The sequence below is a fragment of the Streptomyces sp. NPDC058758 genome (genome assembly GCF_042746075.1).
GTDB lineage: Bacteria > Actinomycetota > Actinomycetes > Streptomycetales > Streptomycetaceae > Streptomyces.
In genome coordinates this window covers 129572-150501 of record NZ_JBHYPS010000009.1, presented here as the reverse complement: position 1 = coordinate 150501, position 20930 = coordinate 129572, and the positions used below count along the sequence as shown (strand labels likewise).

17 protein-coding genes are annotated in these 20930 nt (G+C 71.9%); 3 read left to right on the top strand and 14 right to left on the bottom strand.

The genetic code is table 11. The features are described from left to right. Positions 1-78 precede the first annotated feature (78 nt). The 6 genes from ACFW6A_RS14625 to ACFW6A_RS14600 all read right to left on the bottom strand — a co-directional run bounded on the left by ACFW6A_RS14625 (position 79) and on the right by ACFW6A_RS14600 (position 6714). Complete coding sequence (locus ACFW6A_RS14625; RefSeq protein ID WP_351853658.1) at positions 79-921, bottom strand: shikimate dehydrogenase; 843 nt, start codon at positions 919-921, stop codon at positions 79-81. Further along, entirely contained in the window at positions 905-2668 is a 1764-nt protein-coding gene (gene mltG / locus ACFW6A_RS14620; RefSeq protein ID WP_386640779.1) for an endolytic transglycosylase MltG, read from the bottom strand. Before mltG ends, ACFW6A_RS14625 begins: the two co-directional genes overlap by 17 nt. Before the next feature lie 101 nt (positions 2669-2769). Continuing rightward, positions 2770-3234 (bottom strand): Holliday junction resolvase RuvX, encoded by a 465-nt coding sequence (gene ruvX, locus ACFW6A_RS14615; RefSeq protein ID WP_351853709.1) that lies wholly within the window; start codon positions 3232-3234, stop codon positions 2770-2772. Between the two features lie 2 nt (positions 3235-3236). Further along, the gene (gene alaS, locus ACFW6A_RS14610; protein ID WP_351853663.1) at positions 3237-5906 is read right to left on the bottom strand and encodes an alanine--tRNA ligase; all 2670 of its coding nucleotides are present in this window, start codon (positions 5904-5906) and stop codon (positions 3237-3239) included. Further along, positions 5906-6265, bottom strand: a complete 360-nt coding sequence (locus ACFW6A_RS14605) for a DUF6167 family protein (RefSeq protein ID WP_386484027.1) — start codon at positions 6263-6265, stop codon at positions 5906-5908. The genes alaS and ACFW6A_RS14605 overlap by 1 nt, the downstream gene beginning before the upstream one ends. A 5-nt stretch (positions 6266-6270) precedes the next feature. Continuing rightward, positions 6271-6714 (bottom strand): DUF948 domain-containing protein, encoded by a 444-nt coding sequence (locus ACFW6A_RS14600; protein ID WP_351853669.1) that lies wholly within the window; start codon positions 6712-6714, stop codon positions 6271-6273. Positions 6715-6882: 168 nt separating this feature from the next. Here ACFW6A_RS14600 and ACFW6A_RS14595 point away from each other — a divergent pair, with 168 nt between their 5' ends. Beyond that, entirely contained in the window at positions 6883-9042 is a 2160-nt protein-coding gene (locus tag ACFW6A_RS14595) for a regulator (RefSeq protein WP_351853671.1), read from the top strand. 32 nt (positions 9043-9074) lie between these two features. Here ACFW6A_RS14595 and rpsD read toward each other — a convergent pair whose 3' ends face one another. From rpsD to ACFW6A_RS14570, 5 genes are all read right to left on the bottom strand, one after another. Continuing rightward, positions 9075-9689, bottom strand: coding sequence for a 30S ribosomal protein S4 (gene rpsD, locus ACFW6A_RS14590; protein WP_030745475.1), 615 nt, complete (start codon positions 9687-9689; stop codon positions 9075-9077). Between the two features lie 354 nt (positions 9690-10043). Further along, a complete protein-coding gene (locus ACFW6A_RS14585; protein WP_351853675.1) occupies positions 10044-11396 on the bottom strand; it encodes a replication-associated recombination protein A in 1353 nt (450 codons plus the stop codon). Between the two features lie 46 nt (positions 11397-11442). After that, positions 11443-12048 carry a vitamin K epoxide reductase family protein gene (locus tag ACFW6A_RS14580; protein WP_351853677.1) on the bottom strand — a complete coding sequence of 202 codons (606 nt, stop codon included), beginning with the start codon at positions 12046-12048 and terminating at the stop codon, positions 11443-11445. Between the two features lie 137 nt (positions 12049-12185). Further along, positions 12186-13448 carry a histidine--tRNA ligase gene (gene hisS / locus ACFW6A_RS14575; RefSeq protein WP_351853680.1) on the bottom strand — a complete coding sequence of 421 codons (1263 nt, stop codon included), beginning with the start codon at positions 13446-13448 and terminating at the stop codon, positions 12186-12188. Between the two features lie 11 nt (positions 13449-13459). Further along, positions 13460-14167 carry an MBL fold metallo-hydrolase gene (locus tag ACFW6A_RS14570; RefSeq protein WP_351853683.1) on the bottom strand — a complete coding sequence of 236 codons (708 nt, stop codon included), beginning with the start codon at positions 14165-14167 and terminating at the stop codon, positions 13460-13462. Between the two features lie 154 nt (positions 14168-14321). On the opposite strand from ACFW6A_RS14570, the gene ACFW6A_RS14565 reads away from it, so the two are divergent. Both ACFW6A_RS14565 and ACFW6A_RS14560 read left to right on the top strand, forming a co-directional pair. After that, entirely contained in the window at positions 14322-15077 is a 756-nt protein-coding gene (locus ACFW6A_RS14565; RefSeq protein WP_386640773.1) for a peptidylprolyl isomerase, read from the top strand. A gap of 227 nt (positions 15078-15304) precedes the next feature. Then, positions 15305-16534 (top strand): DUF349 domain-containing protein, encoded by a 1230-nt coding sequence (locus ACFW6A_RS14560; protein WP_351853689.1) that lies wholly within the window; start codon positions 15305-15307, stop codon positions 16532-16534. Positions 16535-16603: 69 nt separating this feature from the next. Here the strand turns inward: ACFW6A_RS14560 and ACFW6A_RS14555 are convergent, their stop codons facing one another. From ACFW6A_RS14555 to secF, 3 genes are all read right to left on the bottom strand, one after another. Next, positions 16604-19054 (bottom strand): bifunctional (p)ppGpp synthetase/guanosine-3',5'-bis(diphosphate) 3'-pyrophosphohydrolase, encoded by a 2451-nt coding sequence (locus tag ACFW6A_RS14555; RefSeq protein WP_351853691.1) that lies wholly within the window; start codon positions 19052-19054, stop codon positions 16604-16606. 263 nt (positions 19055-19317) lie between these two features. Beyond that, positions 19318-19869, bottom strand: a complete 552-nt coding sequence (locus ACFW6A_RS14550) for an adenine phosphoribosyltransferase (protein WP_351853693.1) — start codon at positions 19867-19869, stop codon at positions 19318-19320. Next, complete coding sequence (secF, locus tag ACFW6A_RS14545; RefSeq protein ID WP_351853696.1) at positions 19866-20930, bottom strand: protein translocase subunit SecF; 1065 nt, start codon at positions 20928-20930, stop codon at positions 19866-19868. The genes ACFW6A_RS14550 and secF overlap by 4 nt, the downstream gene beginning before the upstream one ends.

Genomic DNA, 20930 nt, shown 5'->3' with positions numbered 1-20930 from the left:
CTAGCGATCACTCGTCACCGCCACCGATAAGAAATTGGTCACGGTGACGACCAGAAATGACCGCTCGCGTAAGCGAGGTCAGCGTGCGGCGAGGGCTGCCTCGCCGGCGGCGCGCATGGCAGCCAGGGGGGCCCGGGGGACGCCCGTCATCTGTTCGACCTGGAGGACCGCCTGGTGGACCAGGAGGTCGAGGCCGCCGACGATCTCGCCGCCCCGGCCGGACCAGGCGGCCGCGAGGGCGGTGGGCCAGGGGTCGTAGAGGACGTCGAAGAGGGTGCCGGGACGGTCGGGGACGGCCGCGGCCAGTGTGTCGGTCGTACCGGCCGGGGTCGTGGCGATCACCAGCGGCGCGGCGAACGCCTCCGCCGCGTCGTCCCAGGCGGCCGTACGGACGTCCACGCCGAGGCGCTCGCCCCAGCCGCGCATTTCCGCCGCCCGGGCTTGGCTGCGGACGTACGCGGTGACCGGGCCCGCGCAGACGCGGGCCAGCGCGGCGAGCGCGGAGGAGGCGGTGGCGCCCGCGCCGAGGATCGCCGCGGACTCCGTCTTCTCGACGCCCCGCTCGCGCAGGGCCGCGATCATGCCGGGGATGTCGGTGTTGTCGCCGATCCGGCGGCCGTCCTCGCGGAGGACCACCGTGTTCACCGCCTCCACGGAGGCCGCCGTCTCGCTGACCTCGTCGAGCAGCGGGATGATCGCCCGCTTGAGCGGCATGGTCAGCGACAGGCCCGCCCACGAGCGGTCGAGCTCCGCGACGAAGCCCGGCAGGGCCGCCTCGTCGATCTCGAAGCGCTCGTAGGACCAGTCGTCCAGACCCAGCTCCGCGTACGCGGCCCGGTGCAGGACCGGGGAGAGCGAGTGGGCGATCGGCGAACCGAGGACGGCGGCGCGGCGGCCCGTCCCGCTAGTTCGTGTTGGCATTGAACTTTTCCTTGAGCTTTTCGTGCTCGGTCAGTGTCTTGGAGAACTCGGTCTTGTTCATGCCGTCCGTGGCGACGAAGTACATCCAGCCGTCCTTCGTCGGATCGAGCATGGCGGCCAGCGCCTCGTTGCCCGGGTTGCCGATCGGGCCGGGCGGCAGTCCCACGTTCGTGTACGTGTTGTAGGGGTCCTTGTTGGTGTTCGCCTCCTTCTCCGAGATCTTGATCTCGGACTGGCCCTTCAGGTAGTTGAGGGCCGAGTCGAACTGCAACAGCCCGTTCGTCTGCGTGTTGTCCGGCTGGAGGCGGTTGTAGATGACCTCCGCCATCTTGCGGAAGTCGTCGTGGGTCTTGCCCTCCGCCTGCACGAGGCTCGCGACGGTGAGCAGTTCCCAGGCGTTCTCTACGCCGTGCTTCTTCGCCTGTCCCGCCAGGTCGAGCTTCGTGTACTCCGCGTTCGCCCGGCTGACCATCTTCTTCAGGGCGTCCTCGGGCTTGCCGCCCTTCGCGACCGGGTAGCTCGCCGGGAAGAGGAAGCCCTCCAGGGGGTCCTTGACGTTCTCGTGGTTCTTCGCCCAGTCCGGCAGGCCCAGGGAGTCGGCCTGCTTGAAGGCGATCTCCTTCGTGCTGCCGGGCGGGAGGTTGAGGCGGGTGTCGATCTGCTCGTACACCCAGGCGTTGCGCTTGCCCTCGGGGATGATCAGGTTGGCCTGGCTCGCCGGGTCCAGCATCAGCGCGACCGCGCTCTCCGCCGACATCTCCTTCTTGAGGGTGTAGGCGCCGGCCTGGATCGAGTTGCCCTTGGCGTTCTTCTGCTGCGCCGCCACGAAGGCGTCGACGCTCTTCACGACGCCGGCCTGTTTGAGGATGTTGCCGATCTCGTTGCCGAACGCGCCCTTGGGGATCTCGACCTGGACCTCGCCGCTGCCGGTGCCCACGAAGTCGGGGTCCTCGCCGAACTTGCCCTGCCAGAACTGGTAGCCGAAGTAGCCGATGCCGCCGACACCGCCGACGAGGACGGCGGCGACGACGAGGCAGGCCACGCCGTTCTTGCCCTTGCGTTTCTTCTCCTTGCCGCGGCGCTCGCGGTCGCGGTCGTCGCCGCGACCGCCCCGGCCCCGGCGGGAGGCGGGCTCGTCGTCCTCGTAGCCGTCCTCGTCGTCGTCGCCCGTGAAGAAGGGGTGCGACTCCTCGGGCTCCGGCTCGGGGCGTACGGGCTCCGGCTCGGGTTCCGGCGCCCAGTCGACGACCGGCTCCGGGGGCTGTTGCCGGCGGCCGGGGGGCTGCGGCGGCGGATAGGCCTCGGGCGTGCCGTAGAGGTCGGGCTGCTGGCCGCCGTACGGATCGGCGGGCGGCGCGTTGTAGGCCATGGCGGCCTGGCCGGTCTCCCAGTTGCCGTCGTAGGCACCGTCGTACAGCTGTCCGGACTGCCCGGGCGTGTCGTATCCCTGGCCCGGGTGCCCCTGGGGGCCCTGGTCCCAGCCGGTCTGCCCGTACGCCTGCGCCTGCTGCGGGTCGGCGTACCCCTGCTGGGGATACTGCTGCTGGTACGCGGCCTGCTGCTGGTACGGGTCGGGCCCGTAGCCCTGCTGCTGGTACGGGTCCTGGTAGGCCTGACCGCCCTGCGGGTACGGCGCCGCCTGCTGCGGCTGCTGGTACTGCTGCTGACCTTCCCACCCCTGGTCCCCGTAGAGGGGGTCCGTGGGGTGCCACGGTTCGGAGCCCTGGCCCCGGCCATACTCAGTCATCGATCCCCAAACAGCCGCGAGGCTTCCGGACGATCCGCCTCTACGTAGTGCGGCAGCTGTTCGAACACCGCCACATCGCGCGGAACGTTACCGTATCGCGATCAGATGATCGCTTCGACGCCCTCGCCGGGCGGATTACCTGATACCCGTTCGGACTCAAGAGCGTTCTGAAGGATGATCACCGCGGCGGCCTGGTCGATGACGGCACGGCCCTTCTTGGACTTCACGCCGGAGGCCCGCAGGCCCTGCGTCGCCGTCACGGTGGTCATCCGCTCGTCGACCAGTCGGACCGGCACCGGGGCGATGCCCTTCGCCATCTCCTTCGCGAAGGCCCGGACCTTGGCGGCGGCCGGGCCCTCCCGCCCGCTGAGCGAGCGGGGCAGGCCCACGACGACCTCGATCGGCTCGTACTCCGCCACGATCTGGCGGAGCCGCCGGTGGGCGGCCGGGACGTCACGCCCCGGCACGGTCTCCACCGGCGTGGCGAGGACCCCGTCGGGGTCGCACGAGGCGACCCCGATCCGGGCGTCCCCGACGTCGACCGCGATGCGGCGGCCGCGGCGCATCGTCACGCCGTCTCCACCACGAGGCGCTCCACGGCGGCGATGGCCTCGCCGACGGCCTCCGGGTTCTGGCCGCCGCCCTGGGCGACGTCCGGCTTGCCGCCGCCACCGCCGCCGAGGGTCTTGGCGGCCGTGCGGACCAGCTCGCCGGCCTTGAGGCCGCGCTCGCGGGCGGCCTCGTTGGTGGCGATGACCGTCAGCGGCTTGCCGTTGGCCGTGGTGAACAGGGCCACGACGGCCGGGCGGTCGGACGGGATGCGGCCGCGCACGTCGAGGACCAGCTTGCGCAGGTCGTCGGCGCCGGTGCCGTCCGGCACCTGGCCGGTGACGAGGGCGAGGCCGCGGATGTCCTTGGCGGAGTCGACCAGACCGGCGGCGGCCTGGAGGACCTTCTCCGCGCGGAACTTCTCGATCTCCTTCTCGGCGTCCTTCAGCTTGCCGAGCATGGTGGCGATCTTCTCCGGCAGCTCCTCCGAGCGGCCCTTGACCAGCTCCTGGAGCTGGGCGACGACCGTGTGCTCCTTGGCGAGGAAGTTGTACGCGTCGACGCCGACCAGGGCCTCGATGCGGCGCACGCCGGAACCGATGGAGGACTCGCCCAGCAGCTTCACCAGGCCCAGCTGGGCGGTGTTGCCGACGTGCGTGCCGCCGCACAGCTCCTTGGAGAAGTCGCCGATGGTGACGACGCGGACCTGCTCGCCGTACTTCTCGCCGAACTCGGCGATGGCGCCCTGGCGCTTGGCCTCGTTGATCGGCATGACCTCGGCGTGGACCTCCAGCTCGCGCGAGAGGACCTCGTTGATCTTCTGCTCGACGTCCATCAGGACCGTGCCGGGGACGGCGTTCGGCGAACCGAAGTCGAAGCGGAAGCGGCCGGGCTGGTTCTCGGAACCGGCCTGGGCGGCCGTCGGGCCGAGGGCGTCGCGCAGCGCCTGGTGGGTGAGGTGGGTGGCCGAGTGGGCGCGGGCGATGGCCTGCCGGCGGCGCACGTCGATGGTGGCATAGGCGGTGGAGCCCACGGTCACCTCGCCGACCTGCACCGAACCCTTGTGCACCGAGACGCCGGGGACGGGCTGCTGCACGTCGCGGACCTCGATCACGGCGCCGGAGTGCAGCCGGATGCGGCCCTGGTCGGCGATCTGGCCGCCGCCCTCGGCGTAGAAGGGGGTGCGGTCGAGGACGACCTCGACCTCGTCGCCCTCGGAGGCGGCCGGCGACGGGACGCCGTTCACCAGCAGGCCGACGACCGTGGACTCGCCCTCGGTGTTGGTGTAGCCGGTGAACTGGGTGGCGCCGGAGGTGTCGGCGATCTCGCGGTAGGCGGAGACGTCGGCGTGGCCGGTCTTCTTGGCCTTGGCGTCGGCCTTGGCGCGGTCCCGCTGCTCCTTCATCAGGCGGCGGAAGCCGTCCTCGTCCACGGAGAGGCCCTGCTCGGCGGCCATCTCCAGGGTGAGGTCGATCGGGAAGCCCCAGGTGTCGTGGAGCAGGAAGGCCTTCTCGCCGGCGAGGACCGTGCCGCCGGCGGCCTTGGTCTCGGTGACGGCGGTGTCGAGGATGTTGGTGCCGCCCTTGAGGGCCTTGAGGAACGCGGCCTCCTCGGCGAGGGCGACCGTCTCGATGCGCTTGCGGTCGGTCTCCAGCTCCGGGTACTGCTCGCCCATGGTCCTGATGACCGTGTCGACGAGCTCGCCGACGACCGGGCCGGTGGCGCCGAGCAGGCGCATGTTGCGGACGGCGCGGCGCATGATGCGGCGGAGCACGTAGCCGCGGCCCTCGTTGCCCGGGGTGACGCCGTCGCCGATGAGCATGACGGAGGTGCGCATGTGGTCGGCGACCACGCGCAGCGAGACGTCGCTGTCGTGGGCCTTGCCGTAGGCGACGCCGGTCAGCTCGGTGGCCTTGTCGATGACGACCTTGAGGGTGTCCGTCTCGTACATGTTCTGGACGCCCTGGAGGATCATCGCCAGGCGCTCCAGGCCGAGGCCCGTGTCGATGTTCTTCGACGGCAGCTCGCCGAGGATCGGGAAGTCCTCCTTGCCGGAGCCCTCGCCGCGCTCGTACTGCATGAAGACGAGGTTCCAGATCTCCACGTACCGCTCGTCGTTGACGGCCGGGCCGCCCTCGACGCCGAACTCGGGGCCGCGGTCGTAGTTGATCTCGGAGCAGGGGCCGCAGGGGCCGGGAACGCCCATCGACCAGTAGTTGTCCTTCTTGCCGAGGCGCTGGATGCGCTCGGCCGGGACGCCGACGACGTCGCGCCAGATGCGCTCGGCCTCGTCGTCCTCCAGGTAGACGGTGATCCAGAGCTTCTCCGGCTCCAGCCCGTAGCCGCCGTGCTCCACCGGGGTGGTCAGCAGCTCCCAGGCGAGCTTGATGGCGCCTTCCTTGAAGTAGTCGCCGAAGGAGAAGTTGCCGCACATCTGGAAGAAGGTGCCGTGCCGGGTGGTCTTGCCGACCTCCTCGATGTCCGGCGTGCGCACGCACTTCTGCACGCTGGAGGCGCGCGTGAAGGGCGGCTTGACCTCGCCCAGGAAGTAGGGCTTGAAGGGCACCATGCCGGCGGGGACGAGCAGCAGAGTCGGGTCGTCCGCGATGAGCGACGCCGAAGGGACGACGGTGTGCCCGCGCTCCTCGAAGAAGCTCAGCCAGCGGCGGCGGATTTCAGCCGACTCCATCAGTGGTCCTCATTCCGGTTGTACGAGATCGTGCGCGCCGGGCGCGCCGAGAACGTGGTCGTGGTCTTGTGCGGGGCGGGGCCGAGGGCGGCCCGGCCGCGGGGCTCCGGGAGTTCCCGGTCGCCGGGGGGCGGTGCGTCGAGGCCGAGCGCCTCGCCCAGCTCCGCCTCCCGCCGGGCCATGCCCGCCCTCACGTCGAGGGCGAAGTCCTTGAGCCGGTGGCCGGCGTCGATCGCCTTGTTCGCGGCCTGCGCCGCGAGGCTCTCGGGGGTCAGCTGCTGGATCTTGCGGTTGACCTTGGTGGTGGCCCAGACGCCGGCGGCTGCGCCGGCCGTGAACCAGAACGTGCGGCGGAACATCGCGGCTATCGGCCCTTCTGCTTCCGGCGCCGTGCCAGGGGCACGGTACGGCCGACGATCACAGTACGTCGCCCGGTGGCGGGCGGCACCTCCTCGCGGTCCCGGCCGCGACCGCCCAGCGCCCTGCGGACCCCGTAGCCGAACGCGGCGACCTTGACGAGCGGGCCGCCGAAGGTGGAGGCGACGGTCGTCGAGAGCGCGGAGGCGTTGGCGGTGACCTCCTGGACGTCGGACGCGATGGCGTCCACCCGGTCCAGCTGGGTCTGGGCCGAGCGGACGGTCGCCGACGCGTCGGCGAGCAGGGGCACGGCCTGCTCGGTCACCTCCGCCACGAGCCGGGTGGTCGCCCTGAGCGTCTGCGCCAGCCTCGCCAGCACCACGGCGAGGAAGGAGACGAGGATCGCCCAGAACACGGCCACCAGGATCCCGGCAACCTCTCCACCGGTCACTGAGCACCGCTCTCTGCTGTCGTCATCGTTCGTTGGGGTCCTGCGAAAAGTCGTTCCCCGAGCCTATCGCGCCGGGGCCGGGACGCCGCACCGCATTACCGCCCGCGGGGCGGGAGTTGCGCGATCAGATTGTACGGAGCGCGCGCGGATGAGTACGCTCCGTGTCCCATGCGACGCAGCAATCTCCCGGCGGAGCCCAACCGGTTCGTGGGACGGGCCGGCGAGCAGGCCGAACTGGCCGCGCTCCTGGGCGAGTCCCGTCTCGTCACGGTCCTCGGCGTGGGCGGGGTGGGCAAGACCCGGCTGGCCCTCAGGGTCGCGGCGGCGGTGCAGAAACGCTACGGCGAGGGGGTCCGGCTCGCGGAGCTGGCGCCGCTGCGCGATCCCGGTCTGATCGAGCACGCCCTCGTGGAGGCCCTCGGCCTGACCGACCACACGCTCCGCGCCCCCCGCGAGGTGCTGGTGGAGCACCTCGCCGACCGCAGGCTGCTGCTCGTCCTCGACGGCTTCGAGCACCTGGTGGAGGCGGCCGCCCCGCTCGTCCACGCGCTGCTCGCGGCGGCCCCGGGGCTGACCGTGCTGGCCGCCGGCCGTCTGCCGCTGCGGCTGCCGGGCGAGGCCGTGCTGGCGCTGGCCCCGATGGACGAGCCGGACGCGCTCGCGCTGCTCGCCGAGCGGGCGGCCCGGGCCGGCGCGCCCGCCCTCCCCCGGGACGAGGCGGTACGGGAGCTGTGCCGGCGGCTCGACGGGATCCCGCTCGCGCTCGAACTGGCCGCCGGGCGGCTGCCGCTGCTGTCGGTGGAGCAGCTCCTGGCCCGGCTGGACGACCGCTTCCGGCTGCTCGGCGACGGCGGGCGCGGCGTCCCGCCCCGCCACCGGACGCTGCGCACCGCGATCGGCTGGAGCCACGAGCTGTGCACGCCCCGGGAGCGACTGCTGTGGGCGCGGCTCTCGGTCTTCGCCGGCCCCTTCGACCTGGAGGCCGTGGAGTACGTGTGCGGGGGCCCCGACCTGCCGCAGGAGGCGGTCCTCGACCTGCTGGGCGGTCTGCTGGCCCAGTCGCTGGTGACCCGCGAGGACACGGCGGCGGGCCCGGGCTACCGGATGCTGGACACGGTGGCGGCGTACGGGGCCGAGTGGCTGGCGGCGCTCGGGGACACCGAGCGGATGCGGCGGCGGCACCGGGACTGGTACATGGGCCTGGCCACCTGGTGCGAGCTGGAGTGGTTCAGTCCCCGGCAGGCGGAGGTGGCGGCCCGGACGGCCGCGGCGCTCCCGAACCTGCGGGCGGCCCTCGACCTCTGTCTGGAGCTGCCGGACGACGCGCACCTGGCCCAGCACCTGGCCGGGACGCTCTGGTTCGCGTGGGTGGGGTGCGGCCGGCTCTCGGAGGGGCGGCACTGGCTGGACCGGGCGCTGGCGCTGGAGTCGGGGCACGAGGAGGCGCGGCTGAAGGCGCTCTGGGTGCTGGGCTACGTGGCGGTCCTCCAGGGCGACCCGACGGCGGCGGTGGCGGCGCTGCACAGCTGCCGGGAGCGGGCCCGGGCCTCGCGGAACCGGCTGGCGGAGGCGTACGCGACGCACCGGCTGGGCTGTCTGGCGCTGCTCTCGGACGACTTCCCGCGCGCCGAGGAGCTGCTGGGCCGGGCCCTGGACGCGTACGGCGAGCTGGGCGAGCTGAACAGCAACGTGCTGATGGGCCAGGTGGAGCTGGCGATGGCGCGGGCCTTCCGGGGCGACCTGGAGGGCGCGACGGCGATCTGCCGGGAGGTGCGGGAGGTCTGCGAGGAGCGCGGGGAGCGGTGGTCGCGGGCCTACGCGCTCTACGTGCTCGGGTACTCGGCGTGGACCCGGGGCGCGCTGCCGGAGGCGCGGGAGCTGCTGGTGGAGTGCGTCACGATCAACCACCTCTTCCGCGACCTGGTGGGGCTGGTGCTGGCCGTGGAGCTGCTGGCGCTGGTCACGGTGGACCAGGGCGACGCGGCGGAGGCGGCGGTGCTCCAGGGGGCGGCGCTGTCGGTGTGGGACGCGGTGGGGATCCAGCTCTTCGGGTCGGGTTCCTTCGACGGCCCGCGGGCGCTGTGCGCGGGGCGGGCGGTGGAGGAGCTGGGGGCGGAGGGGTACGAGGAGGCGTTCCGGCTCGGGCGGGCCCTGTCGCTGGACGAGACGGCGGAGCGGGCGGTGGCGGACCGTCCGGGGGCGGCCGGGGCGGACCGGCCGGGTGCCGCGGCGCCGCGGCCGTTCCGTACCGCGCGCCGGCCGGTGGTGCCGGGAACGCGGAAGCCCGCCGGCTCCCCCACCGGAAAGGGCGGGGAAGCGGCGGGCTGAACACCGCGTGGGTGACTACTACGACCGCCGGATCAGCGGGCGTAGTACTCGACGACCAGCTGCTCGTCGCAGATGACCGGGATCTCCTTGCGGTTCGGCTCGCGGTCCAGGCGGAAGGCCAGGGCCTTCAGGTTGACCTGGAGGTAGCGCGGGGTCTCGCCGTCGGGGGCGAAGCCACCCTCGCGGGCGACCTGGAAGAGGGTCTTCGCGCGGGACTTCTCGCGGACCATCACGACGTCGTCGGGACGGACGCGGAAGGACGGCTTGTCGACCTTGCCACCGTTGACCTGGATGTGGCCGTGGACGACCATCTGGCGGGCCTGGTAGATGGTGCGGGCGATGCCCGAACGCAGGACCAGGGCGTCGAGACGGCGCTCGAGCTCGACGACCAGCGCCTCGCCCGTCTTGCCCTCGGCCTTCTTGGCGCGGTCGTAGGCGCGCGCCATCTGGCGCTCGCTGATGTCGTACTGGGCACGCAGACGCTGCTTCTCGAGCAGACGGACCTTGTAGTCCGAGTTCTGCTTGCGGCCGCGGCCGTGCTCGCCCGGCGGGTAGGGACGGGCCTCGAAGTACTTGACGGCCTTCGGCGTCAGCGCGATGCCGAGGGCACGCGACTTCTTGACCTTGGGGCGGGCCTGGTTCGCCATGAACCAACCTCTCTGTCTGAACGAATACGGCTTCACCAGTGGTTAGGGAGGTCGCATCCGCAGCCGGGAAAACCCATCGGGTCCGCGAGGGACCCGTCGGGCAGCCGCTTCCCGGTCTGGGCACGTACGTGCAGCACGCGAACGACCCACCGCCGGTCCCGGGAACCCGGGGGGTGGTGGGTGGCACGCGACACCTTCGAAGGTGCGCGACGCTCCTGGAAACCCTGCCCGGAGGCCGGGTCTCCTGCTGATCGTCCCGCTCTGGTGGCGCCGGCCGGAGCCGGACACGGGACGCAGCGATCCCGACCAGTGTACCGGCTCCCCGGAGCGCCGCCGTCCCGGGGGCCGGCCCGCTCAGCCGTCGCCCTTGAGCCGCTCGCGGACCTTCTCCACCACGTCGGCGTAGCGGGCCTCGGCGCCGTAGCGGGTGGGCTCGTAGTAGCGCCGGCCGTGCAGGGCGTCGGGGGCGTACTGCTGGGCGGCGATCGCGCCGGGCACGTCGTGCGGGTAGACGTACCCCTGGGCGTGGCCGAGCTTGGCGGCGCCCTTGTAGTGGCCGTCGCGCAGGTGGGCCGGGACGGGGCCGGCGAGGCCGTTCCTGACGTCCTCGCGGGCGGCGAAGATCGCGTTGGTCGCCGCGTTGGACTTGGGGGCCAGGGCGAGGGCGATGGTGGCGTGGCTGAGGGTGAGGGCGGCCTCGGGGAAGCCGATCATGGCGACGGCCTGGGCGGCGGCGACGGCGAGCGGCAGGGCCTGCGGGTCGGCGAGGCCGATGTCCTCGCTGGCGGAGATCATCAGCCGGCGGGCGATGAAGCGGGGGTCCTCCCCCGCCTCGATCATGCGGGCGAGGTAGTGCAGGGCCGCGTCGACGTCGGAGCCGCGGATGGACTTGATGAGGGCGCTGGCGACGTCGTAGTGCTGGTCGCCGTCCCGGTCGTACGTCACGGCGGCGCGGTCGACCGTCTCCTCGACGGTCTGGAGGGTGATCTCCCGCTCGCCCTTGGCGAGGGCGCCGCCGGCGGCGGCCTCCAGGGCGGTGAGGGCGCGGCGGGCGTCGCCGCCGGCGATCCGCAGCAGGTGGGCGCGGGCGTCGTCGGGGAGCCCGACGGCGCCGCCGAGCCCGCGCTCCTCGGTGACGGCCCGGTCCATGAGGCCGCTGAGGTCCTCGTCGGTGAGCGACTCCAGGGTGAGGAGCAGCGAGCGGGAGAGGAGCGGGGAGATCACCGAGAAGTAGGGGTTCTCGGTGGTGGCGGCGATGAGGGTGACCCAGCGGTTCTCGACGGCGGGGAGGAGGGAGTCCTGCTGGGCCTTGGAGAAGCGGTGGATCTCGTCGAGGAAGAGGACGGTCTCCTTGCCGTAGCCGCCGGAGGCGCGGCGGGCGCCGTCGATGACGGCCCGGACCTCCTTGACGCCGGCGGTGATCGCGGAGAGCTCGACGAAGCGCTTGTTGGTGGCCTTGGAGACCACGTACGCCAGGGTGGTCTTGCCGATGCCGGGCGGACCCCAGAGGATCACCGAGGAGGGCCCGGCGGGACCGCCGCCGCCCTCCCCCACGAGCCGCCGCAGGGGCGAGCCGGGCTTGAGCAGGTGCCGCTGGCCCACCACCTCGTCGAGGGTGCGGGGGCGCATCCGGACCGCCAGCGGGCTGCCGGCCGGATCCTTCTCCTGGCGTTCTTCTGCGGCTGCGGTAAAGAGGTCGGGCTCCACGTCCACGAAGCCTAGGTCACGCCACCGACAGACCGGGCCCGGCCGGTCAGCTCGTCCAGAAGTCCCACCAGCGGGTCAGGATCAGCATGCCGATGATCCCGATGTGCAGGACGGGCAGGACCCAGGTGAACTCGGCGAAGAAGGTCCGCAGGACGGGCGGGGCCGGGACGACGCCGTGCCGGACGTTGTGCGAGGTCACGTACCAGAACATGACGATGGTGGCGACCCAGGCGAGGCAGCACCACAGGCAGAGCGAGTTGATCTCGTAGAGGGACTGCTGCATCAGCCAGGTGCAGAAGCCGACGCCGAAGAGGGTGCCGGCGTTGAGGCCGAGCCAGTACCAGCGGCGGTAGCGGGCGCCGGCGAGGAGCGCGACGCCGATGGCGATCACCATGGCGTAGGTGACGAGGCCGAGCATCGGGTTGGGGAAGCCGAAGACCGAGGCCTGCTCGCTCTTCATGATGTTCCCGCAGGACACGATGGGGTTGAGGCTGCACCCGGGGACGAAGTTCGGGTCCTCCAGGAGCTTGATCTTGTCGAGGGTGATGACCCAGGCGGCGAGCAGACCGGCCGCTCCGGTGATCACCAGGAGCCAGGCGAGGCCCCTGCTCGCGCCGATGGTCCCCGTCGGCTCCGTGTCGGCTTTCGTCATGCTGTCCTTTTCCCTCGCTCGCGGGTCGGGCGACCCCGGCCATTCTGCAACAAGGCGTACGCCCTCGGCCGTTCGCGGGGCATAAGGAAGGGCCCGGCCGCACGGGGCGGACCGGGCCCTCGCCCTCGCTGCGGCCGTCAGGCGAGCCGGGCCCGGACGGCGTCCAGGACCTCGTCCAGGGCGACCGCGCGCTGCTCGCCGGACTCCATGTCCTTGAGCTGGACGACGCCCTCGGCGAGGTCGCGCTCGCCCGCGACGAGCGCGAGGCGCGCGCCGGAGCGGTTGGCGTCCTTCATCGAGCCCTTGAGGCCCTTGCCGCCGAAGGAGAAGTCGGCGGCGATCCCGGCCCGGCGCAGCTCGGTGACCTTGCCGAAGAGGACGCGGCGCGCCTCCTCGCCGAGGGCCACCGCGAAGACGCTGGTGGCGGCGGGCAGGTCCAGCTCGACGCCCTCCGCCTCCAGGGCGAGGACGGTCCGGTCGACGCCGAGCGCCCAGCCGACGGAGGGCAGCGAGGGGCCGCCGATCATCTCGGACAGGCCGTCGTAGCGGCCGCCGCCGCCGACGGCGGACTGGGAGCCGAGGCCGTCGTGGACGAACTCGAAGGTGGTCCGGGTGTAGTAGTCGAGGCCGCGGACCAGCTTCGGGTCGTCCTCGAAGACGACGCCGGCGGCGGTGATCAGCTCGCGGACCTGCTCGTGGTACGCCTTGCAGGCGTCGCACAGGTAGTCGCGGAGCAGCGGCGCGTCGACGAGCTGCTTCTGCACGTCGGCCCGCTTGTCGTCGAGGACCCGCAGCGGGTTGATCTCGGCGCGGCGCAGGGTCTCCTCGTCGAGGTCGAGGCCGCGCAGGAAGGCCTGCAGGGCCTCGCGGTAGACGGGGCGGCACTCCTTGTCGCCCAGCGAGTTCAGCAGGATGCGGTACCGGCGCAGGCCGAGGGAGCGGTACGCCTGGTCGGCGAGGATGATCAGCTCGGCGTCCAGCGCCGGGTCCTCGGCGCCGATCGCCTCGGCGCCGACCTGCGAGAAGTGGCGGTAGCGGCCGGCCTGGGCCCGCTCGTAGCGGTAGTACGAGCCGGAGTACCAGAGCTTGACCGGCAGGTTGCCCTGCTTGTGCAGGTTGGCCTGGAGGGCCGCGCGCAGCACGGAGGCGGTGCCCTCGGGGCGCAGGGCGAGCTGGTCGCCGCCCTTCGTGGTGAGGGTGTACATCTCCTTGGTGACGATGTCGGTGGACTCGCCGACGCCGCGGGCGAAGAGGTTCACGTCCTCGAAGCCGGGGGTCTCGACGTAGCCGTAGCCGGCGTTCCTCGCCTGGGCGGAGATGGCCTCCCGGACCGCCAGGAAGACGGCGGAGCGCGGGGGGATCAGGTCGTACGTGCCCTTGGGGGCCTGAAAGGTGCTCACGGAGGTTCTCGTCACATTCCTCGTCGGGGAGCGTCCGTGCTCCCGAGGCCGGAGGCCACCTGCCGCAGATACGGGTTGGTGGCGCGCTCCTGGCCGATGGTCGTCTGGGGACCGTGGCCGGACAGGACGACGGTCGAGTTGTCGAGCGGCAGGACCACGCGGGTCAGCGACGCGAGCATCTCGTCCATGTCACCGCCGGGCAGGTCGGTGCGTCCGATGGAGCCGGCGAACAGCAGGTCGCCGGAGAAGAACACGGAGGGGACCTCCGAGGTCTCCGGCGTCCGGAAGGTCACCGACCCCTTGGTATGACCGGGCGCGTGCGCGACGGAGAAGTCCATGCCGGCGAGCTTCAGCGCGGCGCCGTCGGTGAGCTCGTGCACGGCGTCCGGCTCGCCCACGGTCAGCTCGCCCATGAGCGGCATCCCGATGGAGCGGCCGAGGGCCTTCTCCGGGTCGCTCATCATGTACCGGTCGGCGGGGTGGATCCACGCGGGTACGTCATGGGCGCCGCAGACCGGGACGACGGAGGCGACGTGGTCGATGTGGCCATGGGTGAGGACCACCGCGACGGGCTTGAGCCGATGCTTCCTGAGCGTCTCCTCGACTCCCTGGGCGGCCTGGTGGCCCGGGTCGATGATGACGCACTCCTCGCCCGCGGCGGGGGCTACCACGTAACAGTTGGTGCCCCAGGCCCCGGCGGGGAACCCGGCAATCAGCACGATCGTCCTTCGGTGTCGTCCGGCAGATGGCTGCGGTCCTGCGGAATGCAGCAGATCAGAGCCTACCGGCGCTGCGTATTCCACAGCCAACCCGTATACGGTACGGGCACATCCGGCCAGGACAGGAACACACGACCGACAAGGAGCGGACCCGGTGGTCACCAGCGATCAGCGGCGGCGGCAGCTCGCCAGGGACAAGTACGCACGCCAGCAGCAGCGACGGGCGGAGGCGCAGCGCAGGGCGAAGCGCCGCAACACCGTGATCGCGGCCTCCCTCGCGGTGGTGCTCGCCGCGGGCGGGGCGGTGTACGCCTCCGTGCAGTTCCTCGGCGACGACGGCAAGAACACCACGGCGGAGGAGACGGCCTCCGGCGAGCCGAAGATGGGCATCGAGGCCAAGGGCACGTACGCCATGGCCCTGAAGACCAACGAGGGCGACATCACCGTCACCATGGACGCGGCGAAGACCCCGCGCACGGTGAACTCCTTCAAGCACCTCGCCGACAAGAAGTACTTCGACGGCACGAAGTGCCACCGGCTCACCACCGCCGGGATCTTCGTGCTCCAGTGCGGCGACCCGGAGGGCACCGGCATGGGCGGCCCCGGCTACACCATCCCGGACGAGAACCTCGACGCCCTGGGCAAGGCGGGCGCCGACGGCAAGGTCACGTACAAGGCCGGCACGGTCGCCATGGCCAACACCGGGCAGCCGGGCACCGGCGGCTCGCAGTTCTTCCTCGTCTACAAGGACTCGAAGCTGCCGCCGCAGTACACCCCCTTCGGCACGATCGACGCGGCCGGTCTGGCCGCGGTGCAGAAGGTCGGCGCCGCCGGGGCCGAGGGCGGGCAGGGCGACGGCGCCCCGAAGAAGCCGGTCACGATCGAGCGGGCGACCGTCACCGCGAAGTGAGGCGGGGCGCTCCGCGGGACGGCGGCCCGGAGGTCCGCACGCACGTGACCGTGGAATTTCGGTCGCGCTGAGTGCGGACAGCCGGGCCGCCGTTCGCCTAGATTGGCGTTGTGCGGTGCGGTCCGATCCGTCGGCCGCGCCGCGGAAGGCGGGCGAGGCCCGCCCAGGAACTGTGGACGATGCCCGGGGGTCACCACCCGACGAGGGCATCATGGTGAGGAGGCGCTGTGAGCAGCGACCCGTGGGGCCGTGTCGACGAGACGGGCACCGTGTACGTGCGGACGGCCGAGGGTGAGAAGGTCGTCGGATCCTGGCAGGCGGGCACTCCCGAGGAGGCGCTGGCCTACTTCGAGCGCAAGTACGAGGGCCTGGTTGTCGAGATCGGCCTCCTCGAAAAGCGGGTGAAGACCACCGACCTCTCGGCGAAGGACGCCCAGACGGCGATCGAGCACATCCGGCACCAGGTCGACGAGCACCACGCCGTCGGCGACCTGGCCGCGCTCTCCGCCCGCCTGGACAAGCTCGTGGAGACGGTGGACTCGCGCCGCGAGGAGCGCAAGGCGCAGAAGGCCAAGCAGGCCGACGAGGCGCGCTCGGCCAAGGAGGCCCTGGTCACCGAGGCGGAGGAGCTGGCGCAGAGCGAGCAGTGGCGGTCCGCGGGCGAGCGGCTGCGGGCGCTCGTGGACACCTGGAAGGGCCTGCCCCGGCTCGACCGGAAGTCCGACGACGAGCTGTGGCACCGCTTCTCGCACGCCCGCTCGGCCTTCTCCAAGCGCCGCAAGGCCCACTTCGCCCAGCTCGACGCGCAGCGCGAGGACGCCCGGAAGGCCAAGGAGCGTCTGGTCGCCGAGGCCGAGGCGCTGCAGAACTCGACCGACTGGGGCGCGACCGCGGCCCGCTACCGCGAGCTGATGGCCGACTGGAAGGCCGCCGGCCGGGCGCAGCGCGAGCACGAGGACGAGCTGTGGAACCGCTTCCGCGGCGCCCAGGACGTCTTCTTCGCGGCCCGTTCCGAGGTCTTCGCCGAGCGGGACGCGGAGCAGACCGAGAACCTCGCGGCCAAGGAGGAGCTCGCCGGCGAGGCCGAGAAGCTGCTGCCGGTGACGGACCTGAAGGCCGCCCGCGCCGCCTTCCGGGCCCTCAACGAGCGCTGGGAGGCCATCGGCCACGTGCCGCGCGACGCCCGGCCGAAGGTCGAGGGCCGGATGCACGCGGTGGAGCGGGCGATCCAGGAGGCCGAGGAGGCCGAGTGGCGCCGGACCAACCCGGAGGCGCGCGCGCGTGCCGCGGGTCTGACCGGCCAGCTCCAGGACGCGGTCGAGAAGCTGCGCAAGCAGATCGACGCGGCCCGCGCCGCCGGCAACGACGCCAAGGCCGACAAGCTCTCCCAGGAGCTGGAGGGCCGCCAGGCCCTCCTCGACCAGGCCCTCAAGGGCCTGCAGGAGTTCGGCGGCTGACGCCGGCCGCGTACGGACGCGGGAAGGGCCCCCGGCGGATGCCGGGGGCCCTTCCTCGTGCCCGCGCGGTCAGGGCCTGCGGGCGCTGGTCACGCGGTAGACGTCGTACACGCCCTCCACGCCCCGGACCGCCTTGAGGACGTGGCCCAGGTGCTTGGGGTCGCCCATCTCGAAGGTGAAGCGGGAGGTGGCCACCCGGTCGCGGGAGGTCTGGACGGCCGCCGAGAGGATGTTGACGTGCTGGTCCGAGAGGACCCGGGTGACGTCCGAGAGAAGCCGGGAGCGGTCCAGCGCCTCGACCTGGATGGCGACCAGGAAGACCGAGGACTGGGTCGGGGCCCACTCGACCTCCAGGATCCGCTCCGGCTCCCGGGAGAGGGAGTCGACGTTGACGCAGTCGCTGCGGTGGACGGAGACGCCGCTGCCGCGGGTGACGAAGCCGATGATCGGGTCGCCGGGCACCGGGGTGCAGCAGCGGGCCAGCTTGACCCAGACGTCCTCGACGCCCTTGACGACGACGCCGGGGTCGGCGTTGGAACGGCGCTTGGAACGGCCCCGGGCCGGCGGGGCGGCCTCCTCGATGTCCTCGGTGGCGGCCTCCTCGCCGCCGAGCGCCTGCACCAGCTTCTGCACGATGGACTGGGCGGTGACGTGGCCCTCGCCGATCGCCGCGTACAGCGAGGAGATGTCGGTGTAGCGCAGCTCGTGGGCGAGGGTGACGAGGGAGTCGCCGGTGAGGATCCGCTGGATCGGCAGGTTCTGCTTGCGCATGGCGCGCGCGATGGCGTCCTTGCCCTGCTCGATGGCCTCGTCCCGGCGCTCCTTGGAGAACCAGGCGCGGATCTTGTTGCGGGCGCGCGGGGACTTGACGAAGCCGAGCCAGTCGCGGGAGGGCCCGGCGCCGGCCGCCTTGGAGGTGAAGACCTCCACCAGGTCGCCGTTGTCGAGGGTGGATTCGAGCGGCACGAGCCGCCCGTTCACCCGCGCCCCTATCGTGCGGTGGCCGACCTCGGTGTGGACGGCGTAGGAGAAGTCGACCGGGGTCGCGCCGGCGGGCAGCGCGATGACGTCGCCCTTGGGCGTGAAGACGAAGACCTCGTTGCGGGAGAGGTCGAAGCGGAGGGACTCCAGGAACTCGCCCGGGTCCTCGGTCTCCTTCTGCCAGTCGAGCAGCTGGCGCAGCCACGCCATGTCGTTGAGGTGGTCGTCCTTGCCGCCGCCCTTGGGCACGTCGGTGCGGACCTTGGAGGCGCCGGCGACGGCCTCCTGCTTGTACTTCCAGTGCGCGGCGATGCCGTACTCGGCGCGGCGGTGCATGTCGAAGGTGCGGATCTGCAGCTCGACCGGCTTGCCGTTGGGGCCGATGACCGTCGTGTGCAGCGACTGGTACATGTTGAACTTCGGCATCGCGATGTAGTCCTTGAACCGGCCGGGGACCGGGTTCCATCGCGCGTGGACGGTGCCGAGGGCCGCGTAGCAGTCGCGGACGGTGTCCACGAGGACGCGGATGCCGACCAGGTCGTAGATCTCCGCGAAGTCACGGCCGCGGACGATCATCTTCTGGTAGACGCTGTAGTAGTGCTTGGGGCGGCCGGTGACGGTCGCCTTGATGCGGGCGGCGCGCAGGTCGGTCTGGACCTCGTCGGTCACTATGGCGAGGTACTCGTCCCGCTTGGGGGCGCGCTCGGCGACGAGCCGGACGATCTCGTCGTACATCTTGGGGTAGAGGATCGCGAAGGCGAGGTCCTCCAGCTCCCACTTGATGGTGTTCATGCCCAGCCGGTGCGCCAGCGGGGCGTAGATCTCCAGCGTCTCGCGGGCCTTCTTCTCCTGCTTCTCCCGCTTGAGGTAGCGCATGGTGCGCATGTTGTGCAGACGGTCGGCGAGCTTGATGACGAGGACCCTGGGGTCCTTGGCCATGGCGACGACCATCTTGCGGACGGTCTCGGCCTGCGCGGCCTCGCCGAAGCGGACCTTGTCGAGCTTGGTGACGCCGTCGACGAGGAGCGTCACCTGGTCGCCGAAGTCGCGGCGCAGGTCCTCCAGGCCGTACTCGGTGTCCTCGACCGTGTCGTGCAGGAGGCCGGCCATCAGCGTCGCCGGGTCCATGCCGAGCTCGGCGAGGATGGTGGTGACGGCGAGCGGGTGGGTGATGTACGGGTCGCCGCTCTTGCGCTTCTGGCCGCGGTGCCAGCGCTCCGCCACCTGGTAGGCCCGCTCGATCTGACGCAAAGTCGCCGTTTCGATCTTGGGGTCGTTGGAGCGGACGATCCGCAGCAGGGGTTCGAGGACCGGGTTGTACGGCGACGAACGCTGCACGCCGAGCCGGGCGAGGCGGGCGCGCACCCGGTTCGAGGAGCCACCGGAGCGGGCGGGCGCGGGGGCCGGTGCGGGAGCGGGCGCAGCAGGCTTCGGCCTGGTCTCCGCGGGCTTGTCCTGGGGCGTGCCGGTACCCTGCGCGGCCTGGTCGGCCTGGGGGTCGGGCTGCGCGGCGGAGAGTGACTGGGCCTCGTCTGGCAAAGAGCGCTCCTCTGGGGTCCCCCCGGACGGGGTCTGGGGGAGGTTCCGGGTCCCCCGGTCAGGCCCGGAGAGCCCATCGTATCGAGCCACGACTCCCCGTGCTCACGGGCCCGGGTGACGGACGGGGCCCGGGAGGCCGGCCGCGCGGCGGGCACCGCCCGGAGCGGGGGCGTACCGGGGCAAACGCGAGGGGCGCCCCGGGCATTCCCGGGGCGCCCCCGGCCGGAGTCGGCGAACCTCTTCCGGCGGTGCGGTGCGGACGCTCAGACGGTGATGAGCGCGGTGAGCGGAGCGCCGGCGAGGGCGGGCTCCAGCCGGGCGCGGCCCGGGAGGAAGCCGAGCTCCATGAGGACCGCGACGCCCGCGACCTCGGCGCCCGCGCGGCGGATCAGTTCGAGGGAGGCCTCGGCGGTGCCGCCGGTGGCGAGGACGTCGTCGATGACCATGACGCGGTCGCCCACGGCCAGGTCCTCGGCGTGCACCTCGATCTCGGCGGTGCCGTACTCCAGCTCGTACGCCTGCCGGAGCGTGGCCCCGGGCAGCTTGCCGGCCTTGCGGACCGGGATGAAGCCCAGGCCCGCGCGGACGGCGACCGGCGCGGCCAGGATGAAGCCCCGGGCCTCCAGGCCGACGATCTTCGTGGCGCCCTGCGCGGCGCAGAGGGCCGCGAGGGCGTCCGTGAGGGCCGTGAACGCCTCCGGGTCCGCGAGCAGCGGCGTGATGTCCTTGAACAGCACGCCCGGCTTCGGGTAGTCGGGGACGTCACGGATCCGGCTGAGCAGCAGGCCGGTCACGTCCTGGGCCCCGGCGGTCATCCGCGGCGCCCCTCGGCGCGGCCCCGGCGGGCGGCGCGCGGGCCGACGACCGCGGCCTCCGGGCCCTCGTCCAGGCCGTCCTCGCCGCCGGCGGCGGCGGAGGCGCGCTTGGCCTGGATCCGCTTCCTGAGGGCCTTCATCGCCGGCTCGCGCTCCTTGAGGTCGGCGACGAGCGGGGTGGCGATGAAGATCGAGGAGTAGGCGCCGGCGGCCAGACCCACGAAGAGCGACAGCGAGATGTCGTTCAGCATGCCGGCGCCGAGGACGCCGCCGCCGATGAAGAGCAGACCGGCGACCGGCAGCAGGGCCACGACCGTGGTGTTGATGGAGCGGACCAGGGTGCCGTTGATGGAGCGGTTGGCCATCTCGCTGTAGGTGAAGCGGGTCTGCTTCGTGATGTCCTTCGTCTGCTCCTTGAGGGAGTCGAAGACGACGACGGTGTCGTACAGCGAGTAGCCGAGGATGGTCAGCAGACCGATGACCGTGCCGACCGTGACCTCGAAGCCGACCAGCGAGTAGATGCCGACCGTGATGGTGAGGTCGTGGATCAGCGCGATCAGCGCCGCGACCGCCATTCTCCACTCGAAGGCGATGGCCAGGTAGATCACCACGAGGATCATGAAGACGCCGAGGCCGGTCCAGGCCTTGTTGGCGATCTGCTCGCCCCAGCTGGGGCCGACCAGCTCGGCGGCGATCTTGTCCTCGGGGACGTTCAGGTCCTTGGCCAGCTCGGTGCGGACCTGGTCGGACTGCTCGGTGTCGAGGCCGCCGACCTGGATGCGCAGGGAGCCGTTGCCGAGCTGCTGGACGATCGCGTCGTGGCCGGAGGCCTCCTCGGCGTACTCCGTGGCCTGGCTGACGGAGACGTCCGTCTTCGGGGTGGTGAAGACGGCGCCGCCCTGGAACTCGATGCCCATGTTGAGGCCGCGGACGGCCAGGGCGACGATCGCCGTGATGGTGATCAGGACGGACAGGCCGTACCAGATCTTGCGGTTGCCGATGAAGTCGTAGCCGACCTCACCGCGGTGGAGCCGGGCGCCGAGATCTCCGAGCTTCGACAT